Source organism: Streptomyces sp. NPDC001980 (assembly GCF_040296885.1).
In the GTDB taxonomy this organism is placed as follows: Bacteria; Actinomycetota; Actinomycetes; order Streptomycetales; family Streptomycetaceae; genus Streptomyces.
Window position 1 is genome coordinate 223226 of sequence record NZ_JBEOYD010000006.1, and the last position, 18523, is coordinate 241748.

An 18523-nucleotide genomic window follows, 5' to 3' on the forward strand; every position below is an offset into this window, starting at 1 on the left:
CACGGCGCTTCCTGGATTCAGTTCGTCCCGATCCGGGACAGCAGGTCCACGATCCGGCTCTGCACCTCGTTGCTCGTCGACCGCTCCGCCAGGAACAGCACCGTCTCCCCGGACGCCAGCCTCGGCAGGTCGGCCTGGTCGACGGCCGCCGTGTAGACGACCAGCGGCGTCCGGTTCAGCTGCCCGTTCGCCCGCAGCCAGTCGATGATCCCGGCCTGGCGGCGGTGCACCTGCATCAGGTCCATCACCACCAGGTTCGGCCGCAGCTGCCCGGCCAGCGTCACCGCGTCCGCGTCGCTCGCCGCCCGCGCCACCTGCATCCCGCGCCGCTCCAGCGTCGAGGTCAGGGCGAGCGCGATCTCCGCGTGCTCCTCGATGAGCAGCACCCGCGGCGGATGCTGCTCGCTGTCCCGGGGCGCGAGCGCCTTGAGCAGTACGGCGGGATCGGCGCCGTACGCCGCCTCGCGCGTCGCCTGTCCCAGCCCGGCCGTGACCATCACCGGCACCTCGGCCGCCACCGCCGCCTGCCGCAGCGACTGCAGCGCGGTCCGGGTGATCGGCCCGGTCAGCGGGTCCACGAACAGCGCCGCCGGGAACGCGGCGATCTGTGCGTCGACCTCCTCACGCGAGTGCACGATCACCGGCCGGTAGCCGCGGTCGCTCAGCGCCTGCTGCGTGGTGACGTCCGGCGCGGGCCACACCAGCAGCCGGCGCGGGTTGTCCAGCGGCTCCGGGGGCAGTTCGTCGTCCATCGGCTGCGGGCGCGGCGGGTCCGCGACCTCGACCGCCCCGCCCGGACCGTCCAGCGGCTCCGGGCCCTCGGCGGCGTTCACGTCCGGTGCGCCTATCGCGTACGACCGTCCACCGCCCTCGGTGGCCCCCACCAGCCGGGACTGCCCGGCCAGTGAGGGCTGCGGCAGTGACGGCTGCGGCAGCGGCTGGGCGGCGACCGGCTGCTCGGCCGGCGGATGCGGACGGGCGGACTGCGGGGATTGCCCGGACTGCGCGGACTGTTCGGCCCCCGGCTGCTCGGCGGCGGCACCCGGGTCGGGGCGCGTGCCCAGCTTGCGGCGCCGTCCGTTGCCGTTCGGCTGGTGCGGGGGCGGGGTCGGCGTCGGCTGCTGCACCTGCGCGGCCTGCCGCGAGAACGGCACCCCCTGGCCCAGCGTCCGCACACTGAACGCCCGGCCCTGCGTGGAGTCCGGGTCGATCCGTGCCGGTGCCGGAGTCGTCGCAGCCGCCTCGGCGGGCAACGGCTGGGCGGCACGCGCCGGTTGGGCGGCGGCGGGGGCGTCGTCGGCGCCCGGCCACTGCTGCGGTACGGGCGCCACCGGCGCGGCCTCCGCCGGAAGCGGAAGCGGAAGCGGCCGCGCGGGAGCCGGGACGGCGTCAGCGGCCGGGGCGGCCTGCCCGGGGGCCACCGGAGCAGCACCCGGCGGCTGCGGTGGTGGCTGGTTCTGCGGCGATGCCTGCGCCGGTACGGCAGCACCCGGCAACGCTTGCGGGACCGGAAGACCGGGCTGGCCCTGGCCCGCCGGCAGGGGCCGCTGCCCAGCGGCCGCCGGGGCGACGGGGGTCCCTGCCGCCGGGGCGACGGGGATACCGGCCGGGGCGGCGACCTGGGCCGCCGTCGGCCCGGCCTGCGCCGGGATGCTCTGCGGCTGCCCGGCCTGGACGGGGACGCCCTGTGGCTGCACCGGTTGCACCGGCGGCTGTCCGGGAGCGGCCGCCTGCGCGGGCACCGTCGGTACCGCCGCGGCCGCCGGGGTGTTCTCGGCCTGCGGCTGGCCGACCGCCCGCCGCCGACGGCCGGTCGGCGCGTTGGTGGGGTGCGGCTGCGGCGGGGTGTGGTCCTCGGCCTGGTCGTGCGCCACGGCGTCGTGCCGGCCCTCGTCGCCCGCCGCCTCCATCGCGTGGACCGGCTGCTCGGGGGTGCGGTCGGCCTCGGCGGGCGGCAGCGCGAAGACCGGGCGGGGCCCCGCCTGCTGCTGCTCCGCCCGCTCGGCCGCGGCGGCCAGCGCACGTCGTCGCCGCCCGCCGGACTGGCTCTCGTCGAACACCGGCTCGGCTGCCGGCGCGGCCGCCTGCTCGGACGGCGCCGAGGGCAGCGCGGGCGGCAGCGCCTGCCGCTCGTCGGGCTCACGCCGGGCGCGCCGCCCCGACGCCGGCACGGGCACGCCCTGCGGCGGAACGGTGCCGCCCAGTCCCGTACCCGAGGCGGCCGCCCCGGCACCCTGCTCGGCCGCCGTCACCACGGCGCCCTCGGCGACCCCCGGGTCTCCGCCGGCGTCGGCCGGGCGTCCGCGCCGCCGTCCGGTACCGCCGGACGCCGGCTCCGCGCTCTCGATGGCCGCGGGCCCGCTCTCCGGGCCCGCCGCCTCGGCGGTGCGCCGGCGTCGCCGCCCGGTCGGTGCGGCCGGGGCCTCGCCCTCGCCGCCCGCCTCGCCGGGCACGTCGCTCTCCAGGAAGGCGTCCACGGAGGACCGCCGGGCCCGCCGCCGCCCACCGGCACCGGTCTCGTCGGCGGCCGGGATGACGGCCACCTCGGTACCGGCCGGCGGGGGCACCGCACCGGCGCCGCCCCCGATCGGCACCTCCAGCACGAACGCGCTGCCGCTCATGCCCGGCACCTCGTGGGTCTGCAGCACCCCGCCGTGGGCGCGCACGATCCCGCGCACGATCGGCTCGTGCACCGGGTCTCCCCCGGCGTACGGCCCGCGCACCTCGATACGGACGACCTCGCCGCGCTGCGCCGCCGCGACCACGACGGTGTTGTCCATGTAGCCGCCCGCGGAGACGGGCGCGTTGCCGGTCGCGTCGACTCCTGCCACGTCCGCGATGAGATGCGCGAGGGCGACGGCGAGCCGCTGCGGGTCCACCTCGGCCTCGATGGGCGGCGCGTGCACGGCGAACTGCACCCGCCCGGGCCCGATCAGCTCCACCGCCCCGTCCACACCGGCGGAGACGACGGCGTCGAGCATGACCTTCGTGCGGTTGATGTCCTCCGACCCCGCGTCCAGCCGCTGATAGCCGAGCACGTTGTCGATGAGCTGGGTGATCCGCGAGTAACCGGCCGAGAGGTGGTGGAGCACCTGGTTGGCCTCGGGCCACAGCTGCCCGGCGTCGTCGGCGGCGAGTGCCGCGAGCTCCCGGCGCAACTCGTCGAGGGGGCCGCGCAGCGACTGCGCGAGCAGCGTCAGCAGCTGCTCGTGACGCCCGGAGAGAGCCTCGTACCGGTCCTTCTCGCGCTCGCCGAGGGCCGCGTACCGGTCCTCGTCGGCCGCCAGTTCCTCGGCGTGCCGTTCGAGCAGCTCCTCGACCTCGGTGACGTGCTTCTGGCGCAGCGCGGTCAGGTCGGAGGCGTGCTCCTCGGAGAGCCGCTCCAGCTCGTCGGCGTGCGCCTTCTCCTGGGCCGTCTTCTCGTCGACGACGGTGTCGTACGGCCGCCGGTCGGCGAACGTCATCACCGCGCCGACCAGCTGGTCGCCGTCGCGCACCGGCGCGGTCGTCAGGTCGACCGGCACCTTCTTGTCGCCCTTGGCCCACAGCACCTGCCCGCGCACCCGGTGCTTGCGCCCGGAGCGCAGGGTGTCGGCGAGCGGCGACTCGGCGTACGGGAAGGGGGAGCCGTCGGCGCGCGAGTGCAGCACGAGGTCGTGCAGCTCCTTGCCGCCGAGCTCACCGGCCCGGTACCCCAGTATCTGAGCGGCGGCCGGGTTCACGAGGACGATCCGCCCGTCGGTGTCCGTCCCTACGACACCCTCGCTCGCGGCCCGCAGGATCATCTCGGTCTGCCGCTGCGAGCGGGCCAGCTCGGCCTCGGTGTCGACGGTCCCGGTCAGGTCGCGGACGACGAGCATCAGCAGCTCGTCGCCGCTGTAGCCGTAACCGTCGTACGCCTGCTGCCCGTTCTCCAGGTTGGCGCTGGTGACCTCGACCGGGAACTCGGTCCCGTCGGTGCGCCGCGCGATCATCCGGGTCGGCTTGGTCCGCCCCCGCGGGTCCATGTGATCGGGCCGCCGCATCGACCCCGGGATCAGCCGGGAGTCGAACTGCGGGAGCAGATCGAGCAGCCCGCGTCCCACCAGCGCGGTGCCCGGGGCCTCGAAGGCCTCCAGGGCGATGGTGTTCGCGTTGACGACGGTGCCGTTGGCGTTGACCAGTACCAACGCATCCGGCAGCGCGTCCAGTATGGCTGCGAGGCGAGCAGCGCCTCGGGATGGCCTGCTGCTCACGAGACGCTTCCTCCCTGTTACCGCACCTTGCCGACCGCTCGGGCCATCTTGCCAACCGGCCCGCGGCGTGTCACGCGAGGGAGTCTAAAGGCACCGGTTGCGCTCGCGACGCCGGATGAGAGGGAGGTCGCACGACGAAGTGACGGCGAACATGTGACCGACACGCCTCACCTCCGCCGTACCTTCGCGAGACTTTTACGGAAGCGGGGTCGCGGCCGTGAAACGCCTGTGCCCGCCATTGGGGGCCGAGGTCCGTCCGTCAGCCGAGACGACCTGAGGTGCCGAGATCCGGCAGCAGCGGCACCATCCGGTCCCAGCGTCCGATCTCGCAGCCGTTGCTGCGGTCGTACGTCGCGTCGACCGGGCGGCCGGCCCAGGTCCCGGTGACATGGGCGGTGGCCGGGCCGCCGTAGATCATGGTGCAGGCGGTGCCCGGGGCGACCGGCGCGAAGGTGTCCCGGCCCCAGCGGGTGTTCCGGTCCAGCACCAGGCAGGCCCCGCCCACGTCCGGATGGCTGCCGGCGCCGGGGTGACAGGACAGCTCGTACGTCCCGTCCCGCCCGTCCCCGGCGTGCAGCACGGTGACGGTGAGGTGGTCGGCCGCGACGGCGGCGGAGGCGGGCAGGGCGGGGGCGGACCCGAGGACGGCGGCGACGGCCCCGAGGGCGCCCCGCACGGCGAAGTGCGACATGCCCTGCCCAACGCGCGCCCCGCCCGGACGTTGCGCGGCGCCCCCGCCGGAGGGAAGGGCTTTGCCCTGCGGCCCGGCTGCCTAGTACCGTGGGAGTCGATTGGTGACAGCGCGCTCGACTGTGTCATCATCTGCACGCACCACTCGCGCTCACGCGGGCGGCTGTGCTGGAGGCGTCGCCTAGTCCGGTCTATGGCGCCGCACTGCTAATGCGGTTTGGGCCTTAAAGCCCATCGAGGGTTCAAATCCCTCCGCCTCCGCACCTGACTCAGGGAGTCCAACCGTTTCGGTCTGGGCTCCCTGAGTCGCGTTCACGGCCCCGCCACCCGCACCACGCGACGCCCGGAACCACCAGATACGGCGTTTCCGCAGCTCACAAGGGGTGCGGCTAACGGATTTCACATGGCGGCGGCAGTCATGTAATGTTCTTCCTGTCGCCGCGAGCGGGCCGAAAGAGCCGGGAGCGAAGACAAAAAACCAAAGAACAAGCACTCGTAGCTTAACGGATAGAGCATCTGACTACGGATCAGAAGGTTGCAGGTTCGAATCCTGCCGAGTGCACACAGGTCAAAGGCCCCGGAGAGATCCGGGGCCTTTTGCGTTTCGGGGGTGTACAGCAGCCAGGTGCGCGGGCCGGTCCCGGGGCGGCCCGCGTGGGTGTGTCGTGCTTGGGGAGGGGGCGGCTAGACACGGTCCTGGAAGACGCAGTTCCACACGTGGGTGCCCGCGATGCTGCCGTCGGCGTGTACCGCCTCCAGCGTGTAGAAGTACGTGGTTCCCCGGACGGCCGTGGTGTCCGTGTAGGCGTGGGTATCCGCCGGCAGCAGTCCGGCGTGCAGCGGCTCGTACGCCTTCGTGGCCGCGTTCCACCGCCTGATCCGGTAGCCCGCGACGGTGTCGCACTCGGCCGTCTTGTCGCACCCCCAGCTGATGTGCGGCCCGTTCACGCCGGGGCCGCCGGTCAGGGTGTCGTAGCCCATGCTGCCGAGGTCCCAGTCCCGGGTGACCGTCACGGACGGCCGGACGTCCAGCTCGGTGGCATCGAGGGTCGCGACCTTCGGGTCGCTCGGGGGCAGCGCATTGCCCCAGCGGTCCTTGGCGACGACCGCGTACACGTACGTCTCGCCGTCCGGCAGGTCGCCGCACAGCACCGCAAGCGGGTCGCTCGTGCCCTCCCAGCAGGAGGTGGAGCTGAGCCACTTGACCGTGCCGTCCGCCTGCCGGGCGCCGTTCCAGACCACGTAGCGCTCGACGTCGTCGTCGGCCGAGGCCGCCCAGCTCAGCAGCACACCGTCGGCGCGCGGGGTGGCCCGCACGCCGGTGACCGGGCCGGGCGCGACGCGGTCGCCGGTGCGGACGACGAGCGGGGCGGAGAGCGCCGACTCGTTGCCGGCCGGGTCCACTGCCGCGACCGCGTACGTCACGTACGTGCCCGCAGGCATGTCCAGGTCGTGGCAGATGCCGCCGGTGCTGGTCTCATCGCTCTCCTCCGCGCAGGTCACCCGGGTGAGTGAGGCGGGGTCGAGGGTTCTGCCCGGCGAGCGGTAGACGTGGTAGGTCCCGCCGTTGTCGAAGTCCTCGTCGAAGCCGTCGGGCTGCTTCCAGTACACCTCGGTGTCGCCGATGCGGACCACGGAGCCCAGCGAGGTCGGGGACTTCGGCGGCGTCCGGTCGACGCCGTCGCCGGTGACATCGGCGTACGCCGACGGGTTGCCGAGCGCGTCGAGGGCGCGGACCCGGTAGTGGCGGACGGTGTTCACGGGTGCGCCGGTGCGGTACGACGTCGTGGTCGTCGTGCCCAGCGGCGTGAACGGGCCGGTGGCCGCGGAGGCGGCGTACACCTCGTACTTCGCGGCGTCGGCGACCCCCTGCCAGGCCAGCGTGGCCCACCAGGCGTCGCCGGTGACCGTGAGGCCGGTCGGCGTCGCCGGCCCCGTGCGGTCCACGGTCACGGCGGCGGCGTCGAGGCTGCCGGCGGACTCGCGGCCCGCCTTGTCGACGGCGCGGACCTCGTACAGGAAGGTCTGGCCCGTGGCGGGTGTCGCGTCCACGAAGGAGGGCGAGGTGAGCAGCGACGAACCGCTGACCTTCGCCCACTGGGTGGTGCTCAGCCGGCGGTAGACGCGGTAACCGGCGAGGTCCATCTCCTTGTTCGCGGCCCAGCGCAGGGTGGTCTTCCCGGTGCCCCGGTTGTAGGCGGCGGTGAAGCCGGTCGGGGCGAGCGGCTTGACCGTGTCGACGGCGGCCTCGGTGCGCGGAGCGTACGTGAACGCGGCGTTGGCGGTGCCGGTCCAGGCGATGTAGTCCACGCGCAGCGTGTGCTTGCCGGCCGGGACGGTCAGGTCGACGGTCCTGCGGGCGGTGGCGGAGACGTTCTTCCACAGGTCGATCTTCCGCACACCGTCGACGTAGACGCGCATGCCGTCCTGCGTGGCGGCGGAGAGCCGGAAGGGACCGCCGGATCCGAAGTCCCGGGTGAGGGACCAGCGGACGGAGAAGTTGTCTTTGGGGAGCGTGACGCCGGGCGGGTCGCCGTAGCCATAGTTCTCGGCGATGGCGGAGTCGCAGGCGGTCAGCTTCGGCGTACCGCTGAAGGTGGAGTTGCCGAAGTACTGCGCCTTCCAGACGGGAGAGGCGCAGGTGACGGCCGCGGAGGCGGGGGAGGCCGTGATCAGGCCGCCGGTAGCGGCGAACGCGGCCGTCGCGGCCAGCACGGTCAGCCGGGTACGAGTCATCACAGGGAGTGGGCCCCTTTCGGGCCTGTGAGAAGCATGTGAAACAGGTGGCGCCTGTGTGACCCATGAGGCGGGGACAGGGTTGCCCTGCGGACGTCGTCGATGGTCACGCCTTCATTCCGCCGCCTCTCTTCTCCTCAAGCGGTTGTCCGCCGTGGAGTCGGGTGTCGACCATCCGCCGCACAGCCCCGTGAGCCGGCGAGGCGGCACGCGCACGTGCCGATGTGGCTTACGAGTGAATTCAGCCGTTCGCCGGTCGGCCTGCGGCGCAGTGGCGGGAAGGCCCTTCTGCACACCGGACAGATCACGGGCAGGGAGCGCCCCATGCCGAAGTTCCTCATCCAGGCCACCTACACGCCCGAGGGCACGAAGGGCTTGCTCAAGGAAGGCGGGAGCGGCCGTCGCGCCGCCGTCGAGGATGTCGTCGCCGGCCTCGGGGGGACGGTCGAGGCCATGTATTTCTCCTTCGGAGAGGACGACTTCGTGTGCATCCTCGACTTTCCCGACGCGGTCTCCATGGCCGCCGTCAGTCTCGGCGTCAAGGCCAGCGGCGCGCTCCGCACCCGGGCCACGCCCCTCCTCACTCTCGACGAGATCGACGAGGCCGCCCGCCGCCAGGTCACCTTCCGCCCTCCCGGCGCGTAGGCCGAGACGGCGTCCGCGACGGCGGACGTCCCGGACGTGGACCGGCTCCGGGCCGTCCTGGACCGGAATCTGAGGCGGCTCTGGGCGGCGAACGGCTTCGTGCGGGCTCAGCAGGGTTCCGTCGGGTCGCTCCTGTTGAGCTTTTCCAGGTATGCGTGGGCGAGGGTGGTCGCGCGGGTGAACCAGTCGGTGAGGATGGCGAGTTCGTCGGGGGTGTAGTCGGCGAACAGGTTGGTGAGGCGGGCGTAATGGCCCGCGTAGACCGCCTCGACGCGGGTGACGGCTTCCGGGACCGCGGCGACGCGGACCCGGCGGCGGTCGTCGGGGTCGGGGCGGCGGGTGACGTATCCCGCGCGTTCCAGGCGGTTGAGGATGCCCGTCACCGCGCCGGTCGTCACGTGGGCGCGGGCGGCCAGGTCGCCCGCGGTCAGCAGGTCGTCGCCCGCCTCCAGGACGAAGGCGAAGCACGTGAGGTCCGTGACGTTCACCCCGAGCCGCCGGGCCAGTTCCTGCTGGCCGATCACGTGGGCCGCGATGAGGTGGTCCATGGCGGACAGCGCCCGGGCCGGGTCCGCGGGAGGTCGCGGCTTGCCGTGCATGGTCGTTCCCGTTTCCCTGGAGATCCGCGGATTCCCTTAGCGCGTGAGAGGTATGGGGAGTAAATTTCTCACTCGGTGAGGGATTCTAGTCGCCCTCGCGTCGGACTGGGTGTTTCCGCTGCCTATGAGGGGGAGACGGGTACGTGAGTCAGCACGACGAAGGCCACACGGTGGCAGGGTGGACCGGTACCGCGATCGCGACCGTCGGAAGCGGTCTGCTGGGACTGGGCGTCTGCACGGTCTCGGCCGCCGCCCTGATCGCGGGGCTCGCGGTGTGTGCCGTGAGCGTCCTGGTCACCTGGTATCTGCATCTCGCGGGGTGGGGCAAGCCGCCGGGCCCGCGGCCCCGGGCGCAGTGGCCCCTCCGGGTGCGGGACGCCGGCGCCCGCGACGGCCACCCCGGATGCGTCTCGTGCCGGCTGGCGGGCCGGGGACGGCGTACCGCGTCCGCGCTCCAGCCGGTGTCCGTCACCGGCGAGGCGGAGCCGGCGACCGCGGAGGCCGGCGGCTGATCGGGAGGAGGGCTCAGGATCCCGTCGCTCAACCGGCCTGAGGGTCCCTCCTGCCCGACTGGCTTGGGGGTCCCTCCTGTCCGACTGGCTTGGGGATCCCCCCGCCCAACCGGCCTGGGGATCCTCCCTGTCCAACCGGCCTGAGGATCCCCGGCCGCCGTCGGCTGCCCGGGCCGTTGTCAGTGCCGCCGTCTACCCTCGCGAGTGATGGCACAGGTGTGGAAGTGCTCGGGGCTGCGGTGGTCGGACGACGGACCCGTGCTGTGGTGGAGCGGCGGGCGGTGCAGTCCGCTCGCCCGGGGGAAGCGGGTGGCCTTCGGGATCGCGGAAGGGGGTGTGCGGGAGTGTGTGGGGGCGCGTGGGCATGCCTGTCCGACCCGGACCCCCGTCTCCGGCCGGAGTACCGGAGCCCGGTGCGAGGAGTGTGCGCGCCTGGACCGGGCGCACTCCGTGGCCGCCGACACCGTCGCCGACGATCCCCGGCCGTACCACGTGTATCTGGCGTGGTTCGGGCCCGGCATGGTCAAGGTGGGGATCACGGCGGTCGAGCGGGGGTCGGCCCGGCTGCTGGAGCAGGGGGCCGTGTGCTTCAGCTGGCTGGGCGCCGGGCCGCTGATGGCCGCCCGGCGGGCCGAGGAGCTGTTGCGGGCCGCGCTGCGGGTGCCGGACCGGATCCCGTACGGCGACAAGCGTGTCGTGCGGGCTCTGCTGCCGGCGGCCCGGGCCGAGCGGGCGGCCGAGATCGAGGGACTGCACGCGCTTGCTGTCGCGCTCGGCGGCTGGCCCGAGTCGCTCGTCCCGGAGCCGTGCCAAGTCGTCGATCACATGGGGGTGTTCGGGCTGGACGGGGTGGCCGCCGCCGTCGGTGAGGTGGCCCAGCTGGTGCCGGGCGGCGTGGTGAGCGGTGAGCTGCTCGCGGCGGCCGGGCCGGATCTGCATCTCGCCACCCGGCGCGGTGTCGTCGTCCTTGACACGCGCTTGCTGCCCGGGTGGGAACTGACCGCTGCCCGGGTCGGGGAGGAAGGCCAACTTCTGGTGCCGGTAAGGGAGTTCGAGGCTCCCCAGGACGGGCTCTTCTGAGTGCCGGCAGCCCCCGGAAGCCCTCCCCGTGCGGGAACCGCTCCGCGTGGGTACGCTCTCATCAGCGGCTCATCGGCGCTTCATCAACGGTCCGGGGCGTGGCCCGGACGTACATGATCCGCACAGCCCGGCGCGAGCGCGGTCACGAGTTCATGCACGCGTGATGGGATTCCCAGGTGTTCCCTGAGAGGCGCCTGTGTGTTTCTTAGGGAAATCACAGATTAGTGAAAGCGTGTTCTCAGAGGACCCCGACAAGGTGTCCACCATGACCACGACCTCGCCCCAGGGGCGCACCGAACTGCTGAGGCCGGACGGGAGCCCCGTCCGAGTGCTTGTGGTGGACGACGAGCTGTCGATCACCGAACTCCTTTCCATGGCCCTCCGATACGAGGGCTGGCAGATCAGGAGTGCGGGCGACGGCCAGGGCGCCATCCAGACCGCCCGGGAGTTCCGCCCCGACGCCGTCGTTCTCGACATGATGCTGCCCGACATGGACGGCCTCACCGTGCTGGGGCGCCTGCGGCGCGAACTGCCGGACGTGCCGGTGCTGTTCCTGACCGCGAAGGACGCGGTCGAGGACCGGATCGCGGGTCTCACGGCCGGCGGCGACGACTACGTCACCAAGCCCTTCAGCCTGGAAGAGGTCGTGGCCCGGCTGCGCGGGCTGATCCGCCGCTCCGGTGCGGCCGACCGGCGCTCCGACTCCGTGCTCGTCGTCGGTGACCTCACCCTGGACGAGGACAGCCACGAGGTCTCGCGGGCCGGGGAGTCGATCCACCTCACCGCCACCGAGTTCGAGCTGCTGCGCTTCCTGATGCGCAACCCGCGGCGGGTGCTCAGCAAGGCCCAGATACTCGACCGCGTGTGGTCGTACGACTTCGGCGGGCAGGCCAACGTGGTCGAGCTCTACATCTCGTACCTGCGACGGAAGATCGACGCCGGCCGGGAGCCGATGATCCACACCCGGCGTGGCGCCGGCTACCTGATCAAGCCAGCCGCGTCATGAGCGGGCGACGACGGCCGCGTACGCAGAAGCTACGAGCGGGAAAACCGCGCACCCTGCGGACCCGGCTCGTCGTCGCGTCCGTGGTGCTGATCGCCGTGGTCTGCGCGGTGATCGGCACGGTGACGACGCTGGCGCTGCGCTCTCATCTCTACGACCAGCTCAACGGCCAGCTCGACGAGGTGTCCGCGCGAGCGGCCGGCGGGTTCGGCGACCAGCCGCCGGACGCCATCAAGAACGGCAGCAAGCTGCCCGGCCAGCAGGGCACGGACGGCAGTTCCGGCTCCTCCGACACGGACGCGGCCGCCAGGAAGAAGCCCGACACCACGCCGACCAACCTGGGCCAGTTCGTCACCAAGGGCCCACAGCCCCCCGGCACCCTCGTCGCCAGCGTCGAGAACGGCTCGATCACCGACGCCAAGGTCGGTGACAAGACGAACGACGACCTGAACATCCCGCAGATGAACGCGCAGAGCCTGACGGAGGCTCAGCTCAAGGTTCTCGGCTCGGTCGCGCAGGTGGAGGGCAAGAAGTACACCGTCGACATCCCGGGCATGGGCAGCTACCGGGTCGCCTACGTGCACGGGAACAAGGGCTACTACTACGTCGGTATTCCGACCGCGGACGCCGACAACACCATCAGCACGCTGATCCTCGTCGAGATCAGCGTCACCGCCGCCGGCCTCATCGCCGCCACCCTCGCCGGCACCGTCATCGTCGGCGTCGCCACCCGCCCGCTGCGTCGCGTCGCCGCCACCGCCACCCGGGTCTCCGAACTCCCGCTGCACACCGGCGAGGTGAACCTCAGCGAGCGGGTGCCGGAGTCCGAGTGCGACCCGCACACCGAGGTCGGCCAGGTCGGTTCCGCGCTCAACCGGATGCTCAACCACGTGCACGGCGCCCTGCACGCCCGCCAGCAGAGCGAGATGCGGGTACGGCAGTTCGTCGCCGACGCCAGTCACGAGTTGCGGACCCCGCTCGCCTCCATCCGCGGCTACGCCGAGCTGACCCGGCGCGGCAGGGAGCAGGTCGGGCCCGACACCCGGCACGCCCTCGGCCGTATCGAGTCCGAGGCCGGGCGGATGACCCTCCTCGTCGAGGACCTGCTGCTGCTCGCCCGGCTGGACGCGGGGCGGCCGCTGCAGTTCGAGCACACCGACCTCATCCCGCTCGTCGTCGACACGATCAGCGACACGCGTGCCGCCGGCATGGACCACAACTGGCGCCTCGACCTGCCCGACGAGCCGGCGCTGGTCGCCGCCGACGCGGCCCGTATCCAGCAGGTGCTGATCAACCTGCTCGGCAACGCGCGCAAGCACACCCCGCCGGGGACCACCGTCACCGCCCGCATCGAGCGGCGCGGGCCGTGGATGTGCGTGGACGTCGAGGACAACGGGCAGGGCATCCCGCCGGATCTGCTGCCGCACGTCTTCGAGCGGTTCGCGCGCGGTGACTCCGCGCGGTCGCGGTCCACGGGGTCCACCGGACTCGGGCTCGCCATCGTGCAGGCCGTCGCGACCGCACACGGCGGCGCCGTCACCGTGGACAGCGTGCCCGGCCGTACGGTGTTCACCCTCTATCTGCCCGCGCTTGCCCCGGCGGCTCCCCAGCCTTCCCCCGAAACGAATTGGCAATCGCACTCACAGGCACAGCACAGTGCCACCACATGGGTGCAACAGGGCGCTTGACGAGAGTCGATGCCATGCGAACCGACTCTTCTCCCGGCACCCTGCCGGCGCGGGAGCACCTCCCGGCCGGCAACGCCGGAACGCCTGTCCTGGACGTAGTGATCCCCGTCTACAACGAGGAGAAGGACCTCGGCCCATGCGTCCTCAGACTGCATGAGCACCTCAAGCACACCTTCCCGTACGCGTACCGCATCACCATCGCGGACAACGCGTCCACGGACACCACCCCCCAGGTGGCGAGGCAGCTTGAGGCGGAGATCGCCGAGGTGAAGTCGTTCCGGCTGGAGCAGAAGGGCCGCGGCCGTGCGCTGCGGACCGTCTGGTCGGCCTCGGACGCGCCGATCCTCGCGTACATGGACGTCGACCTGTCGACCGACCTGAACGCGCTGCTGCCGCTGGTGGCACCGCTCATCTCCGGCCACTCCGACCTGGCGATCGGTTCCCGGCTGGCCCGCTCGTCGCGCGTGGTGCGCGGCGCCAAGCGGGAGTTCATCAGCCGCTCGTACAACCTGATCCTGCGCGGCTCGCTGCAGGCGCGCTTCTCGGACGCGCAGTGCGGCTTCAAGGCGATCCGCCGCGATGTCGCACAGGTACTGCTGCCGATGGTCGAGGACACCGGCTGGTTCTTCGACACCGAGATGCTGGTGATCGCCGAGCGCGCGGGCCTGCGCATCCACGAGGTGCCGGTCGACTGGGTCGACGACCCGAACTCGACCGTGCACATCGTGAAGACGGCGACCGAGGACCTCAAGGGCGTGTGGCGGGTCGGCAAGGCCCTGGCCACCGGTTCGCTGCCGCTGGACCGGGTCGCCCGGCCGTTCGGCGACGACCCGCGCGACCGTGACATCCAGGACGTGCCGAAGGGCCTGGCCCGCCAGCTCGTCGGGTTCTGCGTGGTCGGCGGTCTGTCGACCCTCTTCTACCTGGTCCTCTACAGCCTCTTCCGGGAGTTCTCCGGTTCGCAGATCGCCAACGCGCTGGCGCTGCTGGTGTCGGCGGTGGCGAACACGGCCGCCAACCGGCGCCTCACCTTCGGGGTGCGCGGCCGGGGCGGGGCGGTCCGGCACCAGGCGCAGGGCCTGGTCGTCTTCGGCATCGGCCTCGCGCTGACCAGTGGCTCCCTCGCCGCCCTGAACGCGGCGAGCAGCGACCCCGCGCACTCCACCGAGCTGGCGGTGCTGATCGCCGCCAACCTCGCGGCGACCGTGCTGCGCTTCCTGCTCTTCCGCGCCTGGGTCTTCCCGGACCGCGACGGCACCGGCCGGCCGGAGTCGACGGTGGTGGCCCAGCACACGCCGTCGTCCCCGACGTACACGACCGGCGGATACCAGCCGTACCAGCCCCAGGGCCCGCTCCCGCAGCGCCCGACGCAGACGCCGTACGCCCAGAACGGCACCACGACCACTCAGTTCCGCGCCGGTGAAGCCGCGGACGGCACCTGGAGGGACAGCACCATGCAGCTGCAGCCGGTGCGCCCCCACGACACCGAGCCGGGGGACCCCCGATGAGTACCAACACCGACCACACGACCCAGTGGGGCCCGCCCCCGACCGCGCCCCCCACGGCTCCCCCGCAGCCGCAGCACGCGCCCGACGCCCAGGCCGCCGCACCGGCACCGGCACCGGCCCCCGGGGCGGGTGAGCCGAAGCAGCCCTTCGTACGGAGACTGTGGCGCGGCCGCCCCGAGGACCCCCGCTGGGTGCGCCCGGCCTTCTTCGGCCTGCTGCTCGCCACCGCGGTGCTGTACTTCTACAACCTGAGCGTCAACGGCTACTCCAACTCCTTCTACTCGGCCGCCGTCCAGGCCGGCACCAAGAGCTGGAAGGCGATGTTCTTCGGCTCGCTGGACGCGGGCAACGCGATCACCGTCGACAAGCCCTCGGCGTTCATGTGGCCGATGGAGATCGCGGCCCGGATCTTCGGCCTGAACTCCTGGACGATCCTCGGCCCCGAGGTCCTCATGGGCGTCGGCACGGTCGCGGTCGTCTACGCCTCCGTGCGCCGCCGGTTCAGCCCCGCGGCCGGCCTGATCGCGGGCGCCGTGCTCGCGCTCACCCCCGTCGCGGCGCTGATGTTCCGGTTCAACAACCCGGACGCCATGCTGGCCCTGCTGATGGCGCTGGCCTGCTACTTCGTCGTCCGTGCCGTCGAGGACGGCAAGACGAAGTGGCTGGTGTGGGCGGGCGTGGCGATCGGCTTCGCCTTCCTCGCCAAGACGCTCCAGGCGTTTCTGATCCTGCCGGCGCTGGCCTTCGTGTACGCGGCCGTCGGCCCGCACACGTGGAAGAAGCGGATCGGGCAACTGGCCCTGGCGACGGTCGCGCTGGTCGTCGCCGGCGGCTGGTGGGTGGCGATCGTCGAGCTGTGGCCGGCCTCCTCCCGCCCCTACATCGGCGGCTCGCAGGACAACAGCTTCCTGTCGCTGACCTTCGGCTACAACGGCCTCGGCCGCATCAGCGGCGACGAGACCGGCAGCGTCGGCGGCGGTGGCGGCACCGGCACCGGGCGCTGGGGCGCGACCGGCTGGAACCGGATGTTCAACGACGAGATCGGCAGCCAGATCTCCTGGCTGATCCCGGCCGCGCTGATCCTCCTGGTCGCCGGTCTGGTGGCGACCCGCAAGCTGAAGCGGACCTCGGTGACCCGGGCCTCGTTCCTGGTCTGGGGCGGCTCGCTGCTGATGACCATGATCGTGTTCAGCTACATGGCGGGCATCTTCCACCAGTACTACACGGTCGCCCTCGCCCCCTACATCGCCGCCGTGGTCGGCATGGGCGCGGGACTGCTGTGGGAGAAGCGCGCCGAGCTGTGGGCGTCGATCACCCTCGCCGCCGCGGTGGTCTCGGCCGCGGTCTGGGGCTACGTCCTTCTCAACCGCACCTCCACCTACCTGCCCTGGCTGAAGTACCTGGTCCTGATCGGCGGTCTGGCCGCCGCGCTCGGCCTGGTCTTCGCGGGCCGGATCTCGCGGCAGCTCGCCCTCGGCGCGGCCGCGGTCGGCCTGCTGGCCGCGCTGGCGGGCCCGACGGCGTACACCCTCAGCACGGTGAACTCCGCGCACACCGGCTCCATCCCGACGGCCGGTCCGGCGGGCGCCAGCATGATGGGCTTCGGCGGCGGTGGCGGTCCCGGCGGCGGCCGGGGCGGCTTCGGCGGCGCCACGGGCGGCGGCACCACGCAGGGCCAGGGCCAGGGCCAGGGTCAGGGTCAGGGTCAGAACGGCACCGGCGGCTTCCCGGGCGGTGGCACCGGTGGTACCGGGGGCTTCGGCGGCGGTATGCCGGGCCAGAACCAGCAGGGCGGCAACGGCACCACGCAGAACGGCACCGGCGGCTTCCCCGGCGGTGGCCGGATGGGCGAGGGCGGCGGCATGGGCGGCGGCGGTGGCGCCGGCGGTCTGCTGAACGGCGCGACCGTCACCTCCGAGGCCAAGGCGCTGCTGCAGAAGAACTCCTCCCAGTACACCTGGGTCGCGGCGGCCATCGGCGCCCAGAACGCGGCGAGCTACCAGCTCTCCACCGGTGACGCGGTGATGGCGATCGGCGGCTTCAACGGCACCGACCCGTCCCCGACGCTGGCCCAGTTCGAGAAGTACGTGGCGGACGGCAAGATCCACTACTTCATCTCCTCCGGCACCGGAGGCGGCGGCATGGGCGGCAGCAGCAGCGGCACGGCCTCGCAGATCACCTCGTGGGTCGAGAAGAACTTCAAGAAGGTGACGGTGGGTTCGTCCACCTTCTACGACCTCACACAGAAGGCGAGCACCAGCTGACGGACTCCTGAACAGCGGCGCAAGGGCGGTGACCTCCATGGTCACCGCCCTTTGCCGTGCCCCGGAAACTGCGTTGTACGCCGTATAGGAACTGCCTTACGGTGTACAACATGACTTCTCAGGGCCACCCCCAGCGCTGGCTGATCCTCGGTGTCATCTGTCTCGCCCAGCTCACCGTGCTGCTCGACAACACCGTCCTCAACGTGGCCATCCCCTCCCTCACCCGGGAGCTGCACGCGGCCACCGCCGACATCCAGTGGATGATCAACGCGTACTCACTCGTCCAGTCCGGCCTGCTGCTCACCGCGGGCAGCGCGGCCGACCGCTACGGCCGCAAGAAGATGCTGATCGCGGGCCTGGTCCTGTTCGGCGCGGGTTCGCTGGCCGCGGGTCTGGCCAACTCGACGGGCCAGCTGGTCGCGGCGCGGGCCGGCATGGGCGTGGGCGGCGCGCTGCTGCTGACGACGACCCTGGCCGTGGCGATGCAGATCTTCACCGCCGACGAGCAGCCCAGGGCCATCGGCATCTGGAGCGCGGTCAACGCGCTGGGTTTCGCCGCCGGACCGCTGATCGGCGGGTTCATGCTCAACCACTTCTGGTGGGGCGCGATCTTCCTGATCAACCTCCCGGTGGCGGCGCTGGCCCTGGCGGCCGTCATCGCCCTCGTCCCCGAGTCGAAGAGCCCCCAGGGCGACCGCCCCGACCTGCTCGGCGCGCTGCTCTCCACGGTCGGCATGGCCGCGCTGGTCTTCGCGATCATCTCCGGCCCGGAGCACGGCTGGACGTCGGTGCGGGTGCTGGGCACGGCCGCCGTGGCGGTACTGGTGCTCAGCCTCTTCGCGTACTGGGAGAACCGGATCCCGTACCCGATGCTCGACCCGCACTTCTTCCGGGACCGCCGCTTCATGGGTGCCGTCGCCGGGGCGGTCCTCATCACCTTCGGCATGGGCGGCGCGCTGTTCCTGCTCACCCAGCACCTGCAACTCGTTCTCGGGTACGGCCCGTTGGAGGCCGGCCTGCGCACGGCGCCGCTCGCGCTGACGGTCGTCGCCCTCAACTTCAGCGGTCTGTCGGCCAGGTGGGCGACGCGGCTGGGGACGCCGGTCGCGATCGCGCTCGGCATGCTGCTGATGTCACTGGGCCTGGTGTCCATCGCCGTACTGGACGCGAGCGGTTACGGCGGCACGCTGCTCGGGTTGCTGCTGATCGGCGCGGGGTGCGCGCTCGCCAACCCGGCGATGGCGCACGCCATCATGAGCGCGATTCCTCCGGAGAAGGCCGGGGTGGGCGCCGGGATCAACGGCACGCTGGCGGAGTTCGGGAACGGGTTGGGGGTGGCCGTGCTGGGTGCGGTGCTCAGTTCCTGGGTGGCGTCGGGGAAGTCGTTGTCGGCGGGGTTGGGGGCGGGGCAGTTGGTGGGGGCGGCTGCGGTGGTGGCCGGAGGGTTTGTGGCGGCGGGGCTCCTCAGGAGGGCGGAGAAGAATGTCGCCTGAGGGGGAGGGGGGGGGTACTTGTCCAGCGGCGGGTGCGGGTGGATTGTGGCTGGTCGCGCCCACGCGGCGG

General features: G+C 72.4%; 12 protein-coding genes and 2 tRNA genes. 10 read left to right on the top strand and 4 right to left on the bottom strand.

From position 1 onward, the window contains the following. Positions 1-17: 17 nt before the first annotated feature. A complete protein-coding gene (locus tag ABT137_RS11830; protein WP_351706305.1) occupies positions 18-4235 on the bottom strand; it encodes a response regulator in 4218 nt (1405 codons plus the stop codon). Positions 4236-4494: 259 nt separating this feature from the next. Beyond that, positions 4495-4926 carry an SSI family serine proteinase inhibitor gene (locus tag ABT137_RS11835; protein ID WP_351706308.1) on the bottom strand — a complete coding sequence of 144 codons (432 nt, stop codon included), beginning with the start codon at positions 4924-4926 and terminating at the stop codon, positions 4495-4497. A gap of 169 nt (positions 4927-5095) precedes the next feature. On the opposite strand from ABT137_RS11835, the gene ABT137_RS11840 reads away from it, so the two are divergent. Further along, positions 5096-5186 (top strand) — tRNA-Ser (locus tag ABT137_RS11840). Between the two features lie 228 nt (positions 5187-5414). Continuing rightward, a tRNA-Arg gene (locus ABT137_RS11845) sits at positions 5415-5487 on the top strand. A gap of 122 nt (positions 5488-5609) precedes the next feature. Here ABT137_RS11845 and ABT137_RS11850 read toward each other — a convergent pair. After that, the gene (locus tag ABT137_RS11850) at positions 5610-7661 is read right to left on the bottom strand and encodes a PA14 domain-containing protein (protein ID WP_351706311.1); all 2052 of its coding nucleotides are present in this window, start codon (positions 7659-7661) and stop codon (positions 5610-5612) included. A gap of 324 nt (positions 7662-7985) precedes the next feature. Here ABT137_RS11850 and ABT137_RS11855 point away from each other — a divergent pair, with 324 nt between their 5' ends. Continuing rightward, positions 7986-8306 carry a GYD domain-containing protein gene (locus ABT137_RS11855; RefSeq protein ID WP_351706313.1) on the top strand — a complete coding sequence of 107 codons (321 nt, stop codon included), beginning with the start codon at positions 7986-7988 and terminating at the stop codon, positions 8304-8306. A gap of 107 nt (positions 8307-8413) precedes the next feature. Here the strand turns inward: ABT137_RS11855 and ABT137_RS11860 are convergent, their stop codons facing one another. Continuing rightward, positions 8414-8905: a MarR family winged helix-turn-helix transcriptional regulator gene (locus tag ABT137_RS11860; RefSeq protein WP_351706316.1), complete on the bottom strand. Its 492-nt coding sequence runs from the start codon at positions 8903-8905 to the stop codon at positions 8414-8416. Positions 8906-9048: 143 nt separating this feature from the next. On the opposite strand from ABT137_RS11860, the gene ABT137_RS11865 reads away from it, so the two are divergent. The 7 genes from ABT137_RS11865 (at position 9049) to ABT137_RS11895 (ending at position 18453) form a co-directional block, all read left to right on the top strand. Further along, positions 9049-9417, top strand: coding sequence for an HGxxPAAW family protein (locus ABT137_RS11865; RefSeq protein ID WP_351706319.1), 369 nt, complete (start codon positions 9049-9051; stop codon positions 9415-9417). Between the two features lie 207 nt (positions 9418-9624). Then, positions 9625-10497, top strand: coding sequence for a DUF2797 domain-containing protein (locus tag ABT137_RS11870; RefSeq protein WP_351706322.1), 873 nt, complete (start codon positions 9625-9627; stop codon positions 10495-10497). 265 nt (positions 10498-10762) lie between these two features. Next, positions 10763-11503: a response regulator transcription factor gene (locus tag ABT137_RS11875; RefSeq protein WP_150134013.1), complete on the top strand. Its 741-nt coding sequence runs from the start codon at positions 10763-10765 to the stop codon at positions 11501-11503. After that, a complete protein-coding gene (locus tag ABT137_RS11880; protein WP_351706324.1) occupies positions 11500-13188 on the top strand; it encodes a sensor histidine kinase in 1689 nt (562 codons plus the stop codon). The genes ABT137_RS11875 and ABT137_RS11880 overlap by 4 nt, the downstream gene beginning before the upstream one ends. 14 nt (positions 13189-13202) lie before the next feature. Next, positions 13203-14696 carry a bifunctional glycosyltransferase family 2/GtrA family protein gene (locus ABT137_RS11885; protein WP_351706326.1) on the top strand — a complete coding sequence of 498 codons (1494 nt, stop codon included), beginning with the start codon at positions 13203-13205 and terminating at the stop codon, positions 14694-14696. Beyond that, entirely contained in the window at positions 14693-16960 is a 2268-nt protein-coding gene (locus tag ABT137_RS11890; RefSeq protein WP_351706329.1) for a glycosyltransferase family 39 protein, read from the top strand. The genes ABT137_RS11885 and ABT137_RS11890 overlap by 4 nt, the downstream gene beginning before the upstream one ends. 110 nt (positions 16961-17070) lie before the next feature. Next, complete coding sequence (locus ABT137_RS11895) at positions 17071-18453, top strand: MFS transporter (protein ID WP_351706332.1); 1383 nt, start codon at positions 17071-17073, stop codon at positions 18451-18453. The last annotated feature ends 70 nt before the right edge of the window (positions 18454-18523 follow it).

What these genes read in the sequence shown, in the direction of transcription:
- ABT137_RS11835 (WP_351706308.1), bottom strand. Translation starts at nt 4,926, where the DNA reads ATGTCGCACTTCGCCGTGCGGGGCGCCCTCGGGGCCGTCGCCGCCGTC.
- ABT137_RS11850 (WP_351706311.1), bottom strand. Translation starts at nt 7,661, where the DNA reads ATGACTCGTACCCGGCTGACCGTGCTGGCCGCGACGGCCGCGTTCGCC.
- ABT137_RS11855 (WP_351706313.1), top strand. Translation starts at nt 7,986, where the DNA reads ATGCCGAAGTTCCTCATCCAGGCCACCTACACGCCCGAGGGCACGAAG.
- ABT137_RS11860 (WP_351706316.1), bottom strand. Translation starts at nt 8,905, where the DNA reads ATGCACGGCAAGCCGCGACCTCCCGCGGACCCGGCCCGGGCGCTGTCC.
- ABT137_RS11870 (WP_351706322.1), top strand. Translation starts at nt 9,625, where the DNA reads ATGGCACAGGTGTGGAAGTGCTCGGGGCTGCGGTGGTCGGACGACGGA.
- ABT137_RS11875 (WP_150134013.1), top strand. Translation starts at nt 10,763, where the DNA reads ATGACCACGACCTCGCCCCAGGGGCGCACCGAACTGCTGAGGCCGGAC.
- ABT137_RS11880 (WP_351706324.1), top strand. Translation starts at nt 11,500, where the DNA reads ATGAGCGGGCGACGACGGCCGCGTACGCAGAAGCTACGAGCGGGAAAA.
- ABT137_RS11885 (WP_351706326.1), top strand. Translation starts at nt 13,203, where the DNA reads ATGCGAACCGACTCTTCTCCCGGCACCCTGCCGGCGCGGGAGCACCTC.
- ABT137_RS11890 (WP_351706329.1), top strand. Translation starts at nt 14,693, where the DNA reads ATGAGTACCAACACCGACCACACGACCCAGTGGGGCCCGCCCCCGACC.
- ABT137_RS11895 (WP_351706332.1), top strand. Translation starts at nt 17,071, where the DNA reads ATGACTTCTCAGGGCCACCCCCAGCGCTGGCTGATCCTCGGTGTCATC.